17 protein-coding genes and 1 pseudogene are annotated in these 13,556 nt (G+C 39.0%); 5 read left to right on the forward strand and 13 right to left on the reverse strand.

Features of this window, described 5'->3' with window-relative positions:
* Positions 1-455: 455 nt before the first annotated feature.
* Together GHD25_RS08400 and fumC are read right to left on the reverse strand one after the other, a co-directional pair.
* The gene (locus GHD25_RS08400; RefSeq protein WP_164215943.1) at positions 456-662 is read right to left on the reverse strand and encodes an alpha/beta-type small acid-soluble spore protein; all 207 of its coding nucleotides are present in this window, start codon (positions 660-662) and stop codon (positions 456-458) included.
* Positions 663-819: 157 nt separating this feature from the next.
* Positions 820-2,205 (reverse strand): class II fumarate hydratase, encoded by a 1,386-nt coding sequence (gene fumC, locus GHD25_RS08405; RefSeq protein ID WP_164215944.1) that lies wholly within the window; start codon positions 2,203-2,205, stop codon positions 820-822.
* A gap of 322 nt (positions 2,206-2,527) precedes the next feature.
* Between fumC and GHD25_RS08410 the strand changes: the two genes are divergently transcribed.
* Positions 2,528-3,445, forward strand: coding sequence for a zinc dependent phospholipase C family protein (locus GHD25_RS08410; RefSeq protein WP_164215945.1), 918 nt, complete (start codon positions 2,528-2,530; stop codon positions 3,443-3,445).
* Positions 3,446-3,495: 50 nt separating this feature from the next.
* Here GHD25_RS08410 and GHD25_RS08415 read toward each other — a convergent pair whose 3' ends face one another.
* From GHD25_RS08415 to GHD25_RS08435, 6 genes are all read right to left on the reverse strand, one after another.
* Positions 3,496-3,648, reverse strand: a complete 153-nt coding sequence (locus GHD25_RS08415; protein ID WP_164215946.1) for a hypothetical protein — start codon at positions 3,646-3,648, stop codon at positions 3,496-3,498.
* 233 nt (positions 3,649-3,881) lie between these two features.
* Positions 3,882-4,013: a hypothetical protein gene (locus tag GHD25_RS20160; protein ID WP_276207812.1), complete on the reverse strand. Its 132-nt coding sequence runs from the start codon at positions 4,011-4,013 to the stop codon at positions 3,882-3,884.
* Positions 4,014-4,169, reverse strand: coding sequence for a hypothetical protein (locus GHD25_RS08420; protein WP_164215947.1), 156 nt, complete (start codon positions 4,167-4,169; stop codon positions 4,014-4,016).
* A 111-nt stretch (positions 4,170-4,280) separates the two neighbouring features.
* Positions 4,281-4,514 carry an IDEAL domain-containing protein gene (locus tag GHD25_RS08425; RefSeq protein WP_164215948.1) on the reverse strand — a complete coding sequence of 78 codons (234 nt, stop codon included), beginning with the start codon at positions 4,512-4,514 and terminating at the stop codon, positions 4,281-4,283.
* Between the two features lie 220 nt (positions 4,515-4,734).
* Positions 4,735-5,028 carry an AzlD domain-containing protein gene (locus tag GHD25_RS08430; protein WP_164215949.1) on the reverse strand — a complete coding sequence of 98 codons (294 nt, stop codon included), beginning with the start codon at positions 5,026-5,028 and terminating at the stop codon, positions 4,735-4,737.
* A complete protein-coding gene (locus GHD25_RS08435; protein ID WP_164215950.1) occupies positions 5,025-5,753 on the reverse strand; it encodes an AzlC family ABC transporter permease in 729 nt (242 codons plus the stop codon). The genes GHD25_RS08430 and GHD25_RS08435 overlap by 4 nt, the downstream gene beginning before the upstream one ends.
* A gap of 470 nt (positions 5,754-6,223) precedes the next feature.
* On the opposite strand from GHD25_RS08435, the pseudogene GHD25_RS19945 reads away from it, so the two are divergent.
* Positions 6,224-6,394 (forward strand): annotated as a pseudogene (locus GHD25_RS19945) (Na+/H+ antiporter NhaC); the annotation flags it as partial.
* 64 nt (positions 6,395-6,458) lie between these two features.
* Here GHD25_RS19945 and map read toward each other — a convergent pair.
* Both map and GHD25_RS08450 read right to left on the reverse strand, forming a co-directional pair.
* Positions 6,459-7,211, reverse strand: a complete 753-nt coding sequence (map, locus tag GHD25_RS08445; protein ID WP_164215951.1) for a type I methionyl aminopeptidase — start codon at positions 7,209-7,211, stop codon at positions 6,459-6,461.
* Positions 7,212-7,417: 206 nt separating this feature from the next.
* Positions 7,418-7,528, reverse strand: a complete 111-nt coding sequence (locus GHD25_RS08450; RefSeq protein ID WP_164215952.1) for a YjcZ family sporulation protein — start codon at positions 7,526-7,528, stop codon at positions 7,418-7,420.
* Between the two features lie 276 nt (positions 7,529-7,804).
* Between GHD25_RS08450 and GHD25_RS08455 the strand changes: the two genes are divergently transcribed.
* The 3 genes from GHD25_RS08455 to GHD25_RS08465 are packed head-to-tail and all read left to right on the forward strand — an operon-like array spanning position 7,805 to position 9,844.
* Positions 7,805-8,182 (forward strand): GntR family transcriptional regulator, encoded by a 378-nt coding sequence (locus GHD25_RS08455; protein WP_164215953.1) that lies wholly within the window; start codon positions 7,805-7,807, stop codon positions 8,180-8,182.
* Positions 8,179-9,063 carry an ATP-binding cassette domain-containing protein gene (locus GHD25_RS08460; protein WP_164215954.1) on the forward strand — a complete coding sequence of 295 codons (885 nt, stop codon included), beginning with the start codon at positions 8,179-8,181 and terminating at the stop codon, positions 9,061-9,063. Before GHD25_RS08455 ends, GHD25_RS08460 begins: the two co-directional genes overlap by 4 nt.
* Positions 9,047-9,844 carry a hypothetical protein gene (locus GHD25_RS08465; protein WP_164215955.1) on the forward strand — a complete coding sequence of 266 codons (798 nt, stop codon included), beginning with the start codon at positions 9,047-9,049 and terminating at the stop codon, positions 9,842-9,844. Before GHD25_RS08460 ends, GHD25_RS08465 begins: the two co-directional genes overlap by 17 nt.
* A gap of 199 nt (positions 9,845-10,043) precedes the next feature.
* Here the strand turns inward: GHD25_RS08465 and GHD25_RS08470 are convergent, their stop codons facing one another.
* From GHD25_RS08470 to GHD25_RS08480, 3 genes are all read right to left on the reverse strand, one after another.
* On the reverse strand, positions 10,044-10,799 hold the full coding sequence (locus tag GHD25_RS08470) for a (S)-benzoin forming benzil reductase (RefSeq protein WP_164215956.1): 756 nt from the start codon (positions 10,797-10,799) through the stop codon (positions 10,044-10,046).
* Between the two features lie 31 nt (positions 10,800-10,830).
* Entirely contained in the window at positions 10,831-12,201 is a 1,371-nt protein-coding gene (locus tag GHD25_RS08475) for a dipeptidase (protein WP_164215957.1), read from the reverse strand.
* A gap of 321 nt (positions 12,202-12,522) precedes the next feature.
* Positions 12,523-13,461, reverse strand: a complete 939-nt coding sequence (locus GHD25_RS08480; protein WP_164215958.1) for a hypothetical protein — start codon at positions 13,459-13,461, stop codon at positions 12,523-12,525.
* Between the last annotated feature and the right edge of the window lie 95 nt (positions 13,462-13,556).

Genomic DNA, 13,556 nt, shown 5'->3' on the forward strand with positions numbered 1-13,556 from the left:
TCGTTGACTGATCCTCGGTATGAGGTGATGAACGAGGAGATTTTTGGGTCATTCGTTGACTGATCCTCGGTATGAGGCAATGAACGAGGAGATTTTTGGGTCATTCGTTGACTGATCCGCAGTATGAGGTGATGAACGGGGAGATTTTTGGGTCATTCGTTGACTGATCAGCAGTATGAGGTGATGAACGAGGAGATTTGGGGTTCGTTCGTCGACTGATCAGCAGTATGAGGTGATGAACGAGGAGATTTGGGGTTCGTTCGTCGACTGATCAGCAGTATGAAGTGATGAACGGGGAGATTTTTGGGTCATTCGTTGACTGATCCTCGGTATGAAGCAATGCAATGTGGATTCATGTCCTTTCACTTTTTCATCTTAAGTGGGAGACTTCCTGTAGAAGATATTTTCCGCCTAATATAAAGGGAAAGCCCCTAAAGGCTTTCCCGGATCCATGTTTATTGAGGAAATTGTCCATTCATTTGTTGTTGAGCAGTTTGCACAAGACGCTTTGTGATTTCTCCACCAACAGAACCGTTAGCACGAGAAGTAGTATCAGCACCTAAGTTAACGCCAAATTCCTGTGCAATTTCATATTTCATTTGATCAAGAGCTTGTTGTACGCCAGGTACAAGCAATTGGTTGCTATTATTGTTGTTAGCCATGTTTTTCACCTCCTGTAATTATAGTGTGAGCAGTTAGGTAAAACTTATAAGCAATAATCATTGGTAAAATGTAGTGATGTTACCAGCCAAAGGGTTATAAACATAAAAAAAGCCCACTACCTATTTGTAATGGACTTTTTCTCAAAAAGGGCTTATTTTATTTTGGGTGTGTCATTTCCTCCGGCTTCACATATTGATCGAATTCATCTTCTGTTAAAAGACCTAATTCAACAGCCGTCTCTTTTAATGTGGCGTTATCCTCAAATGCTTTTTTGGCAATCTTCGCTGCATTTTCATAACCGATATGCGGATTTAATGCAGTAACAAGCATTAAGGAGTCATTCAAATATTTTTCAATCTGTTCGTGATTTGGCTCAATTCCCACTGCACAACGTTCATCAAAAGAAATAATGCTGTCAGCAAGCAATTGGCAGGATTGCAAAAAGTTATAGGCTATGACTGGTTTAAACACATTTAATTCAAAATTGCCCTGACTCGCTGCAAAGCCAATTGTTGCATCATTACCCATTACTTGGGCTGCAACCATCGTAACTGCTTCACTTTGTGTCGGATTTACTTTTCCCGGCATAATAGAGCTTCCAGGTTCATTGGCAGGAATCGTAATTTCCCCAATGCCGCAGCGTGGACCACTTGCCAGCCAACGGACATCATTGGCAATTTTCATGATGTCTGCAGCAAGTGCTTTCAACGCACCGTGCGCATAAACCGATTCATCATGGCTGGTTAAAGCATGAAATTTATTCGGTGCGGAAATAAATTTCTTTCCGGTCGTTTCATTTATTGCGGCAACCACTGCTTCTGAAAAATCCGGATGTGCATTTAATCCGGTGCCGACTGCAGTACCGCCGATGGCCAGCTCTTTTAGATACCCGGCACTCTGTTCAATCATCATTTCCGATTTTTCCAGCATACGGTGCCAGCCGCTGATTTCCTGTCCAAGTGTTAATGGCGTAGCATCCTGGAGATGGGTTCGTCCAATTTTAACAATATCCTGGTAAGCATGCACCTTTTCCTTAAAAGTATTTTTCAGCTTGCGCACTGCCGGCAGTACATCATCCTCCAATTTAATCAATTGCGCAATATGCATGGCTGTCGGATATGTATCATTAGAGCTTTGCGATTTGTTCACATCGTCATTTGGATGTAATTTTACATCTTCTCCTTTTTCTTTAAGCCATTGATTCCCGACATATGCGATCACTTCATTTACGTTCATGTTCGATTGGGTTCCGCTTCCTGTTTGCCATACCACAAGAGGGAAATGATCCTCAAGCTTTCCATCAATGATTTGCTGAGCAGCGTAATCGATTGCTTCGAACTTTTTTCTTTCCAATAATCCTAAATCACTATTTGCTTTTGCCGCGCTTCTTTTCAAAATTGCAAATGCTTTCACAATTTCAGACGGCATTGTTTCATTACCAATTGGGAAGTTCTGCTTACTTCTTTGTGTCTGTGCTCCCCAATATTTGTCAGCAGGTACTTTTATTTCTCCTATGGTATCTTTTTCTATACGGTAATCCATTTCTTTTCCTCCCTATGTATAAATGAAAAACTAATTCATATATCAATTCCATTGTATCAAAAAAAATAATTCATGTAACGATTAGTTCTCAAAAGCAAATTTTTGTTCCCCGGAACCAGAATTTAATATAAAAAATGACATTTGACACAAAATTGTCCCTGATTTCCCCCCATTTCCTTTAATATATACTATATAATATGGTAAGAAGATTTATAAAAGCCGAGAAAGCAGGAAGACAACTATTTTTCAACTCAAAAGTATAAACCTTTTAATTTTACGTAATCGGAAGTCTTCTAAAAATGTTGCACAGGAGGATTTCGACATGCCGAATATATGGACGCATATACTATTTTGTGAAGAGGTCTCAGATGCAATTAAAAAACCCTACCCTTTTTCACAGACTGAAAGCTACATGAAGCTTGGAGCTCAGGGGCCTGACCCCTTTTTTTATTACAATTTTTGGCCATGGGCTGATGAGACATTCGGCAGAAATGTTGGGATGGCGCTTCATACAAAAAGGTGCGGGAAATTTTTAATGGATTTAATCGTCAAAGCAAAGGATGAAAGTCCGGAAATTCAAGCCTATGTATTCGGTTTTATCACCCATCATATTCTGGACCGAAACACCCATCCCTACATCCATTATCATGCAGGCTATGATGGTACAAATCATCAAAAACTTGAAATTTTAATTGATACTACCATGATGGAAAAATACCATAATTTACAAACATGGAAGACACCTGTATACAAAGAAATTGATGTTGGAAAAAAGCTGAATGGAGAGATTTGTCAGTTTTTGCATGAAGCAATACAGGAACACTACCCTGAATTGAAACTGGAATCTTCCTGCAGCTATATTCAGAAGGCTTACAGGGATATGCGCCTTGCACTAAGGATATTATCGGACCCGTACGGATGGAAAAATATTATTTTAAAATCGCTGATTTCTTCTTACTCCCACCAGCCGATTAAAGAGGATAAAGATTATCTTAACTTAAAGGAGACAACATGGTACCATCCTGCTACCAATGAGCCTTCTGAAAAAAGCTTTGTCGAATTGTATGAAAAAGCCCGCACGGAAGGGATACAAATATTAACGGAGGTGCAGCATTACTGGCAGGATGATTATGCCGGTTCAAAAGAAAATATCCATCAATTGGTTGGTAACATTTCCTATGACACAGGGATGCCATTGGAATTACAGATGGAAAACAAATATTCCGCACCCATAGTATGAAACAAAACGGCTGTCTAACATGTACACACATGTTTAAACAGCCGTTTTTATTATTTAAAAAGCTTTCTTATCATTCTGCCTGCGCCTCTTCCCACAATACGCCTGCCTGCACGTCTGCCCGCCCTGCCTTTTTTAACGGCATTCACATCACCTAAAATACGGGCTAACATATAAAGGAATCTGCGTATGCTATTGATCCGCATTATTTTGGCCCCCTCGGTAAAAATTGTTCTTTTATTCAATTTCTTCCATATCCTGTCGCTGCTGACTGATCTATTAGAAAATGAACCTCAGCAAATATCACTGCAACAAGCGAATTAGAATTAATTATAATCTTTAACCATACGAAAATCGACAGCCTGTCCTTATTGTACAACCAAAATTCAAATAAAAATAGTCACATTGCTAAATAACTAAGATATATTTCTTCCCCTTCTCAAGCAAATCCCAGCATCGCAGCAGCTTCATTAATGTGCTCGATATTGGCTGCCAGGCTTGTCATTCTGTTTACCTGTTCATCCACCATTGCTTCCCATTCCTTGATGGCAACCGTATTTTCTTCGATCACTTACGCGAAATGATCAACAGAGACATCAATTGATTCGGAGGAAGATTGAATTTGGCTTGCCTGTTTTTCCAAATAGCCAAAATATGTTATAAATTTAGCAAATTGATTCGTAATTTCTCCAATTTGCCTGTCGGAAGTAGTTTTACCCTTTTCCACTTTATTCCATCCTGTTCATTAAAAATAGCCCTGCCCACCAAGGCAAGGCCAGTATTTTCCCACAATAATTTTATCTGCTGATAGACTGAAAGTAATACCCGAAAACATTTCCTATTCCCAAATAAACTGTTTATAGGCTTCACTTAATGTCATAAAAGCTTCTCTGTTTCCTGTTTCCAGTGCTTCATTAATCGCTGTTTCCAGTTTTTCTTTGTTGTAACTAAAACATAACTCATCAAGCTCCAGACGGGAAGCGAGCTGCAGTTCAAAAGCAATTTCCCTTCTGGCTGGAATAATATTTCCATTATAACGATAATATTTCAAGATTTGCTTTTGTTTTTTCACGGAACATGCCCCCTTGTTCCTCTTTTTACTATTATCCTAAATTTTTTGAAAAATTTCAATAGGTAAAAACAAAAATAATATAATTGTCACAAATTGACTGAATTCATTTAAAACACTCAATAAGTGCAAGTAGGCGGTTTCCTTCCAAAGTTGGAGTATAAAATATCTTACTTAAAGGGGGGGTTAACCACCGTTATCGGCATTTTTATACAGATTACAATTACATGGATAATAAAAATACTGCTGCAATTGCTCCAATCACTACTAAAATTACATTTAATCCGATGTAAGCCAAAATTACTGCGACAAGTCCGCCTATGAATCCAATATGTGGATATTCCGGCTGCACTGAAAGAATTCCAGGAAAAATTAAAGCACCCAATGCTGCGTATGGAATAGCGTTTAACCATCGATTCACCCAGTCGCGAAATTGTAATTTATCAACAATAAATGCCGGAATGAGACGAGGAATCATCGTTGCCAAAGACATACCAATAATAATTAAATAAATCATGACTTTTCCTCCTTCAACAAATAAATACCGCTCATACCACCAAGTATGGTTCCCAGTACAATGGCCCAGCCGGTACTCATTCCCAATTGAAGGCATAACGCATTAATAAGCATAGCAATTACTGCAATAAGCCCGACCTTTAATTCTTTTTTCACAGAAGGAACAAGCAGGCCGATAAACATCGCATAAAGTGCAATACCCATACTCTGACTGAGTCTTTCAGGTATTACCTCTCCCAGCAAACCACCCAAAAGAGAACCCAGCACCCATGAAAAATATGCAGTTAAAATGAGTGCAGTATAAAATAAAGCACCTTTTTCCATTTTTGCTTCTTTGGGATGCAGTGCAGATACTGCAAAAGTTTCGTCTGTCAATCCCAATGAAAGCGGGGCTTTCCACCGCATTGGCACGTCGCGCAATCGATTCATAAATGATAAACTCATTACAAAATGCCGGAAATTCAGTACAAAGGTTGCAATAATAATTTCCAGCACGCCAGCTCCGACTGCAATCATATTAGCACCCATAAATTGACTTGCTCCCGCGAACACCATGACACTCATTAAAGTTAATTCAGTTAACGACATCCCGGACTGCTTCGCCAACACACCATATGTAATCGCGATCGGCAAGTAACCAACCATAATGGGGAACCCTGTAACGATCCCTTTTCGGATCATTTGTACGGACTGTGTCTGCCCTTTTGCTGCCGGTTTTGTCACCATAAATCTACTCCCCCATGAAGTTATAATTAGATTATTATAGCTCAAATGCATAGAATAATAAAGGGTATCATCTTTTAATTAACATTGAATTTGAGTTAATTTCATTCTTGCTAATAATTAACTATCCAAAATTTCATATGTAAATACATTACATCATTCTCTGCTATATCGCTTAGATTGGAGCGGAAGGAAGCGCAGCTCCTGCGGGAACATATAACGATGGTCCGCAGCAAAGCAAGGAGGCTGAGGCATAGTCTCCGGAAAAGTAAACTTGGCGAAAAGGTATTTGAGCAAATGTTTTCGGTAGATCGGAACGTGCGCAGTCCGGATGTTGCACTTGTGCCTTCGTGAAAGCGTAAGTGTGAAGAAAAAATCTCCTCTGTCCAGGGGTTCAATACTAATTTTTCGTTGCGAGATTAATTCATTCATATAAAACAATAGATTTCATTGATCAAGAAAAGCACTTTCCAAATGCCGGCACTGTTATTAACCCGTTTATTCCCTGAAGTGTTTGCGGTGTAATTATAGCCGACGTGCCCGGGGTTCCGGTAATGACATAGCTGCCCTTTGCATTCTTTTGTCTGCTGAGCCCTGTGATTGCCATATTATTTGGCGGAAAAACATTTAAAAGTAATACGTAAACGCATAAAAAATGCTGTCCGGGAATTCCCCGGACAGCATTTTTTTGAGTTTATTTACCTCAATTCAGTTATCCTGATCAGTTAATATCATCGGTCCTTCCTTCGTAATAACAATTGTATGTTCGTATTGGGCAGAGCGGCCCTTATCTGTCGTTCTGGCAGTCCAATTGTTGGCATCCATTTTACTGTGCCAGCTGCCTTCATTGATCATCGGTTCAATCGTAATGACCATTCCCTCTTTTAATCGTAAGCCTTTATTTGGCAGGCCGAAGTGAGGAATATGCGGATCTTCATGAAGTGTTGGCCCGATCCCATGTCCCGTGAAGTCCCGTACCACTGAGAAACCTTCTCCTTCAGCATACGTCTGAATGGCATGGCCGATATCCCCGATCCTGTTCCCCGCCTGCGCCTGTTCGATCCCTTTGTATAATGCAGTTTTGGTTACTTCCATTAACCGGTGCCCTTTTTCATCGACATTTCCAACAGCATATGTCCAGGCAGAATCTGCAAGGCCTCCATCTTTATTTACCACCATATCAACGGTAACAATATCCCCGTCCTTTAATTTCTCATCTCGCGGAAACCCGTGGCAGATTTCATCATTTATGGAAGCACAAGTTGCATATTCATATCCATTATACCCTTTCTGCTCAGGTGTAGCGCCATGCTCCTCCATAATTTTCTCTGCCAATGCATTAATTTCCATGGTGGTAATGCCCGGCTTAATCATTTTTGCGATTTCTTTATGGCATTTAACAAGGATGTCGCCCGCTTCCTTCATTTTCTCAATTTCCCGTTTGCTCTTTCTTGTGATCATTCAGTTCTTCCTTTCATTCACACTTTTATATTCTTCTATATATGAAAAAAAATTTACCATCATAAGATACTGTTTGCGTACAACATAAAGTGTATCATATCTTCATTTATTCTAAAAAGAAATTAGCAAGCCAGCCTGGGGCTATTCAGCCATTATTTGACCAAAAACAAACGCAGAGGCACACTGCCCCTGCATGATTGTACTTGTTAATAAACGCCATAGCCGCCTGTATAGGCAGTACCAATTATAATTAACAAAATAAACAATACGACGATAAGCGCAAAGCCGGAGCCGTATCCAACTGCACCTTTGCTCATCAGCTTCCCTCCTCCTGCATTCTCATTCTCAGCTTATGCAGAGAAGCGGAGTTTTGGGAGAAAATATCCTCATATATTTTTACATAAAATTTTTTATTTGAAATTTAATACTTTGGAAACCGGGACCAAAATTATTACTGGGCTTATGACCAGCATATTTAAAATAATAATATTACTTAAAAGTATTGACTAAATACATTTATACTGATATGGTTATACACATGAGTATATAACCGTATTACTGTATGACAATAATTAGAATTGTGGGAGATAACCATGAGCAAATCTTTTGAGCAGGATAAACCGATCTATATTCAAGTTCGTGAAAAAATTGAAGATCAAATTATTGACCATCAGCTTAAAGAAAATGAGCAAGCACCTTCCACCAATCAGCTTGTTAATTTCTACAAAATAAACCATGCAACGGTCTCTAAAGGTGTAAATCAGTTAGTGGAGGAAGGAATTCTATATAAGAAACGGGGAATTGGCATGTTTGTAGCTGCCGGAGCCAGAGAAAAATTAGTGCAAAAGCGTAAGGAATCATTTCTTGAAGATTATGTAATGAAATTAGTGCATGAAGCGAATAAATTAGAGATTACGGAAAATGAAATTATCCAATTCATTAAAAATGTAAAAGGACGTGAAGCAGAATGAATATAAAGGCCAATCGTTTAGGCTTGAATTTTGGTAATCAGCGGGCACTCCAAGACGTTACATTTGATTTAACCGAAAAGAAAATATACGGACTGTTAGGGAGAAACGGTGCAGGGAAAACTTCTCTTCTTTCGATTCTGGCATCATTCCGTGAACCAACTGCAGGATCCGTAACCATCAACGGAGAAACGCCATTTGAAAACCCTAAAATCATGCAGCAAGTAGCATTTTTATATGATAAAGATTATCAGGAGGAGTCAGATAACATAATTGGACTGCTGCAGGGTATTCAGCCATACCGTCCGTATTTTGATATGGAATATGCGGAATATCTGGTAGAAAAATTTAAACTCGACAGAAACAAACCAATTAAAAAGTTTTCCAAAGGAATGCAATCTGCAGCAAATGTCATTACCGGCTTGGCAAGCAGAACACCAATTACTATTTTTGATGAAGTGTACCTCGGCATGGATGCTCCTGCAAGAGATATATTTTATAAAGAGTTATTGAATGACCAGGAAAATTATCCGAGAATCATTATTTTATCTACACACCTCGTCTCGGAAATGGATTATTTATTTGATGAAGTCATTATATTAAAGAATGGAGAATTTTTACTTCAGGAGGATTATGATTCCCTTACTTCAAAGGGAGCCAGGATTACCGGTGAGAAACAATTAGTCGAGGCATTTGTGCAGTCAAAGGTGCAGCTTAATGAAGAACAGCTGGGCAATACAAAATCTGTCATGATTTATGGCAAACTGACAGACACGGAAAGAAAAACTGCACTGGATAAAGGCTTGGAAGTAGGACCTGTCTCTCTTCACGATTTGTTTATCCATTTAACGGAGGAGGAAAATGCGGATGAAAAACTATCCTAAGATAACAAGAGATATGTTTTTAGTCCTGATGTCCTGGACATTTGGATTTATAGGTGTCATGATCGTTATTAACATTATCCAGCGGGGAATTAATGTTATACAGGGAGCAGAAGTGGACGGCGGCTTCTATGTTTCACTACTGATTGCTTCCAACATTTATATGATTATCATTGGAATTATTTCGATCTACTTTCTCCCCTATTACGTAGAAAATGGGGTTACACGAAAGGACTATTTTAAAGGTACACTGCTCGCCTCTGCTGCAGTATCTTTTGTGATACCAATTATTACATTGCTGATAGCTATCGTGGAACGGTTTATTTTATCCAACCTGCTGAACATAAGTTATAAAATGCAGAATTTGAATGAAATTTTCAATGAAGCGATAATAGATACAGATAGTGGTCTTGGGAGTATTATTGGAGATTTAATCCTTTCTGTCATATTAAGCCCAAACATTGACCCTTCCGGCAACTGGATATTGGCTATAGCTGTATTTGCTTTAAACATTTTTATGTTTTATTTGCTTGGTTGGTTAATCAGTGCGGGTTTTTACAGAGGCGGCATAATCATCGGTTTAGTATTTATTATCTTCGCATTCGCTATAAATATAGTAAAAGATACATTATTAAGAGTTGCAATGGATTTACCTTTTTCTGCCCGCTTTTCGGCATTAGAGCCTTTCTCACCATGGATTGCCGCTGCAGGTATTTTGATTTTAATTCTATTCATTATTTGGGTTATCCGATTATTAACAAAACGGGTGCCTATTGAAATTTAGAATTTATAAATGGAAGTGCAGCAATCATCTTTTTTATTGCTCTTTTATTTATTATTATGTGAAAAGCAGGCAGATATTTAACCCGGCAAAGCGGTGTGTGAGTAAAAAACCAAATTTACAGCTTTGACAGTAAAAACGAATCACATAGAACACTATTAAAGTGTTATGTGATTCGTTTTTTCAGGTTTAATTTAAAGTATTATATATATTCGTTCACATAATATATTTTTCCATTCTTCACGTTGTCGTCTGTCAGTATGTCAATGAGCACCTTGCCGACGACGGAAGGATCTTTCAGCAGATTATTTTCTTTGTACCCTTTGAACGTCTTGACATCGGCAAATTCTGATTCCGAACTTTCCCTGATCCTGCCCTGCATTGGTGTATCCATGATTCCGGGGCTGAATGCAATGACTTTATTTTTTGTATTTAATTGATCCTGTTCCAGTGCAGCAGTTTGCGTATACATATTGATGCTGGCTTTTGTGCTGCAGTAGGCACTCCAGCCATAGATCGGCCTTTCAGCAGCTCCGGAAGTAACTGTTACACCGACAAACGGTATATTTTTCTGATTGGCTTTATAAAGAAACTTGTTCATGAATACCATAGGTGCCGTTGCATTCACTTTCATATGATAGTCCAGATCTTCTGCTTTAATATTCATGGACTGATCAACAGGATCGATTACTGCAGCGTTATTGACCAGGTACAGCTTCGTAATTTTATCTTGAAAAATCACTTCACTTATTTGCTGAAAAGTTTCTTCCAAGGCAGACAGATCGCCAATATCACATCGGTAATCCGTATAGGAAACACGATTTTTTTCGGCGAGCACAGGTAATTGATTATTGCCTGACCTGGATATTCCAATTACATTTACACCTGCTTCCATCAGCTTCACTGCGGCAGCCTCTCCAAGCCCTTTGGAAATACCTGTAACAACCGCGTATATCATATAACATAACCTCCTGGCTTCAAAAATACTTTTACTTACTGTTTACCTCATTCCAGTAATACACTAACGTCTCCATTCCTTTATCAAAACTGTCCAAAGGAAAGCTTTCATTCGGGGAATGGAGGCGATCATCCGGGGTGCCGAACCCAAGCAATACAATCGGGATTCCATAAATATCATCGATCCATTCCACCACCGGGATGGAACCTCCCATTCGTACATACACGGTTTCTTTTCCGAAAGCCTTCGTATAGCTTTTCGCTGCTTTTTCAATTAATGGATGGTTTGGCTCCACTTTGTATGCTTTTGCCGATAGTTTTTCTTTTTTAACTTCTACAGTTACACCGGAAGGCGTCACTTTTTTAATATGTTCCTCAAGCTTTTGCTGGATATTTCCCGGATCCTGACCTGGTACGAGCCGGCAGGTGATTTTTGCGGTTGCAGAGGATGGAATGATTGTTTTCGTTCCCTCTCCCTGATACCCGCCGTATATTCCATTAATTTCAAAAGTTGGTCTTGCCATCGTGTGCTCTTTTGCTGTATAGCCTTTTTCAGAGGCTGTTTCTTTCACACCGGCTGCTTCCTTATAATCTTCTCCTTTAACCTCGGCAATTAATTTCCGTTCTTCCTCGGACAGCGGTTCTGCCCCATCATAAAAGCCTTCGACCGTGATTACTTCATCCGTATTTTTCATAGAGGCCAAAATATGGTTCAGTGCCATAATCGGGTTTCTGACCGCACCCCCATACATACCTGAATGCAAATCATGGTCCGGGCCGCTGACTGTAATTTCGATTCCCGTAAACCCTTTTAAACCATACAAAATGGTAGGCTGGTTTTTGGCAATCATACCTGAATCGGAGATAACGGCAAAATCAGCCTGAAATTGATCTTTTTTCCCTTGTAAAATATCGTATAAATTTTCGCTGCCGATTTCTTCTTCCCCTTCAATACATACTTTTACATTCAGCGGCAGACTGCTTTCCGTATTCATAAAAGCTTCAAATACAGCAAGGTGCATAAATACCTGTCCTTTATCATCGCTGGCACCTCTGGCATATAATCTTTCATCCCTTACTTCGGGCTTAAATGGATCACTTTCCCATAGTTCAAGCGGATCCACCGGCTGCACATCATAATGACCATAAAATAAAACGGTTGGCGCATCAGCACCTGCCCCGTTATATTCAGCATATACAAGCGGGTGTCCGCCCGTTTCCTGCTTCTCCACTTTTTCAAATCCAATATCGTTTAAATATGTAACAATAAAGTCAGCTGCCTGATCCACATCTTTTTTAAATTCACTGTCCGTACTTACACTTGGTATCGCTAAAAACTCATTCAATTTACCCAGCAGCCTGTCCCTGTTCTCGTTTAAGTAAGCCAATACTTTTTCGCTCATCTGTTCATCCTCCAAAACGTACATATTTATAATACATTTTATCATAACGGATTGAAAAGAACAGCTTATGAACAACATGGTTATTGTTAAAGTGAACCTTCCATCATAGGAGGTTTCTTTCACCCGTTTGATTGTTAGCCGGGCGAAACGGTGAACCCCGTTTATAAATGCCGGATTCTCCACAATTTTTTAAGAGGCGGCCTTATAATGCACAGGGTGCAGCGTTATTTGGCCAGTCAATTAAACTGCCGAAAATTCAAGGTAACATAATTTATATTCATTCATTCTGATGAACTGATAAAGTATATGATGTCCCTGACTTTAAAACCCTGCAATCAGTGCTTCTCTTTCTTTTTTAATTTCATCCAGCGCTATTTCTTTTCGTTCCTTTTGGAATTTTAAACCCGTTACAATACGTTTTACATTATTTTCCTGATCTTTGGCCTGTTCCAATGAATCCCTAATTTTACCTTGAACCAGCCAATCTGCAATGATTCCATCAAGGAAAAAATCGGCAAATTTTAATAGACCGGAAATTTCAACCTGTATATCAGCATTTTCATCAAGGTCGAGCAATTCCTTTTGAAAACTCCTCATTTTGGATTGTGCCGCATGAATATGTTCTGTAGCTTGATCAATGTGATTATGTTTTATAAGACCTGTAATTGCTCCCCCGCCAAACAAATCAAAAGTTCCCCACCCTTCTGCACTTTCCAGTGATTTCACCGCATCTGCAAGCGCCTTTTCCGCAGCTTCACCTGCATGAATTGCTTCCTCCAGTTCTTTTATATATGCCTGGATATCTCCTATTTTTTCACTTGCATCAAATAATTGGCGGGCGGAGATGGAATTGCTTCTGGTAATTATTTTTTCTTTTTCAGACAATATGCTGTGATATTCTATTTCTACATTTACCACATCTTTTAACTTATTGTTCACCTCTAATATAGCCTGTTCAATTTCCTTTTTGGTTTTGTTGGCTTCTTTCAGTTTTAATTGAACAGCTACTACCTCCTGTTTTTCTTTATTCAGCCTGTCTTCTTTCCCGCCAAGGAGTGTTTGAAAGAAGTTAGTAAACCCCACACTCTCCAGTTTTTGTACATCTTTTTTTTCATCTGTCAGCTGGTCTTCCAGTCTGTAAATCATTTTTTCCACATCGTTTAGTTCCGTTTTATAATCGGAAAGCTGCATTTCCCACTTTCTTTTCTTTTTTATTCTTTCTTTTATTTGTTCAAACCTAACATTTATATCCCCTGACATGTAATCCCTCCGGTTAATTAAAAATGCTTTATGATTGTAAGTGTTTAATAATTAGTACGGAAGGAATTACAGCAAAGTTTCATCATTGTGATGAT

Origin of the sequence: Virgibacillus aidingensis, from assembly GCF_010994035.1 — a bacterium.
Lineage (GTDB): Bacteria > Bacillota > Bacilli > Bacillales > Amphibacillaceae > Virgibacillus_N.

Bases quoted from the DNA above. Each gene is read 5' to 3' on its own strand.
- GHD25_RS08435 (WP_164215950.1), bottom strand. From the start codon at position 5,753: ATGGTGACAAAACCGGCAGCAAAAGGGCAGACACAGTCCGTACAAATG.
- GHD25_RS08400 (WP_164215943.1), bottom strand. From the start codon at position 662: ATGGCTAACAACAATAATAGCAACCAATTGCTTGTACCTGGCGTACAA.
- GHD25_RS08465 (WP_164215955.1), top strand. From the start codon at position 9,047: ATGAAAAACTATCCTAAGATAACAAGAGATATGTTTTTAGTCCTGATG.
- GHD25_RS08415 (WP_164215946.1), bottom strand. From the start codon at position 3,648: ATGCGGATCAATAGCATACGCAGATTCCTTTATATGTTAGCCCGTATT.
- map (WP_164215951.1), bottom strand. From the start codon at position 7,211: ATGATCACAAGAAAGAGCAAACGGGAAATTGAGAAAATGAAGGAAGCG.
- GHD25_RS08410 (WP_164215945.1), top strand. From the start codon at position 2,528: ATGCCGAATATATGGACGCATATACTATTTTGTGAAGAGGTCTCAGAT.
- GHD25_RS08475 (WP_164215957.1), bottom strand. From the start codon at position 12,201: ATGAGCGAAAAAGTATTGGCTTACTTAAACGAGAACAGGGACAGGCTG.
- GHD25_RS08480 (WP_164215958.1), bottom strand. From the start codon at position 13,461: ATGTCAGGGGATATAAATGTTAGGTTTGAACAAATAAAAGAAAGAATA.
- GHD25_RS08455 (WP_164215953.1), top strand. From the start codon at position 7,805: ATGAGCAAATCTTTTGAGCAGGATAAACCGATCTATATTCAAGTTCGT.
- GHD25_RS08430 (WP_164215949.1), bottom strand. From the start codon at position 5,028: ATGATTTATTTAATTATTATTGGTATGTCTTTGGCAACGATGATTCCT.
- fumC (WP_164215944.1), bottom strand. From the start codon at position 2,205: ATGGATTACCGTATAGAAAAAGATACCATAGGAGAAATAAAAGTACCT.
- GHD25_RS08450 (WP_164215952.1), bottom strand. From the start codon at position 7,528: ATGAGCAAAGGTGCAGTTGGATACGGCTCCGGCTTTGCGCTTATCGTC.
- GHD25_RS08460 (WP_164215954.1), top strand. From the start codon at position 8,179: ATGAATATAAAGGCCAATCGTTTAGGCTTGAATTTTGGTAATCAGCGG.
- GHD25_RS08470 (WP_164215956.1), bottom strand. From the start codon at position 10,799: ATGATATACGCGGTTGTTACAGGTATTTCCAAAGGGCTTGGAGAGGCT.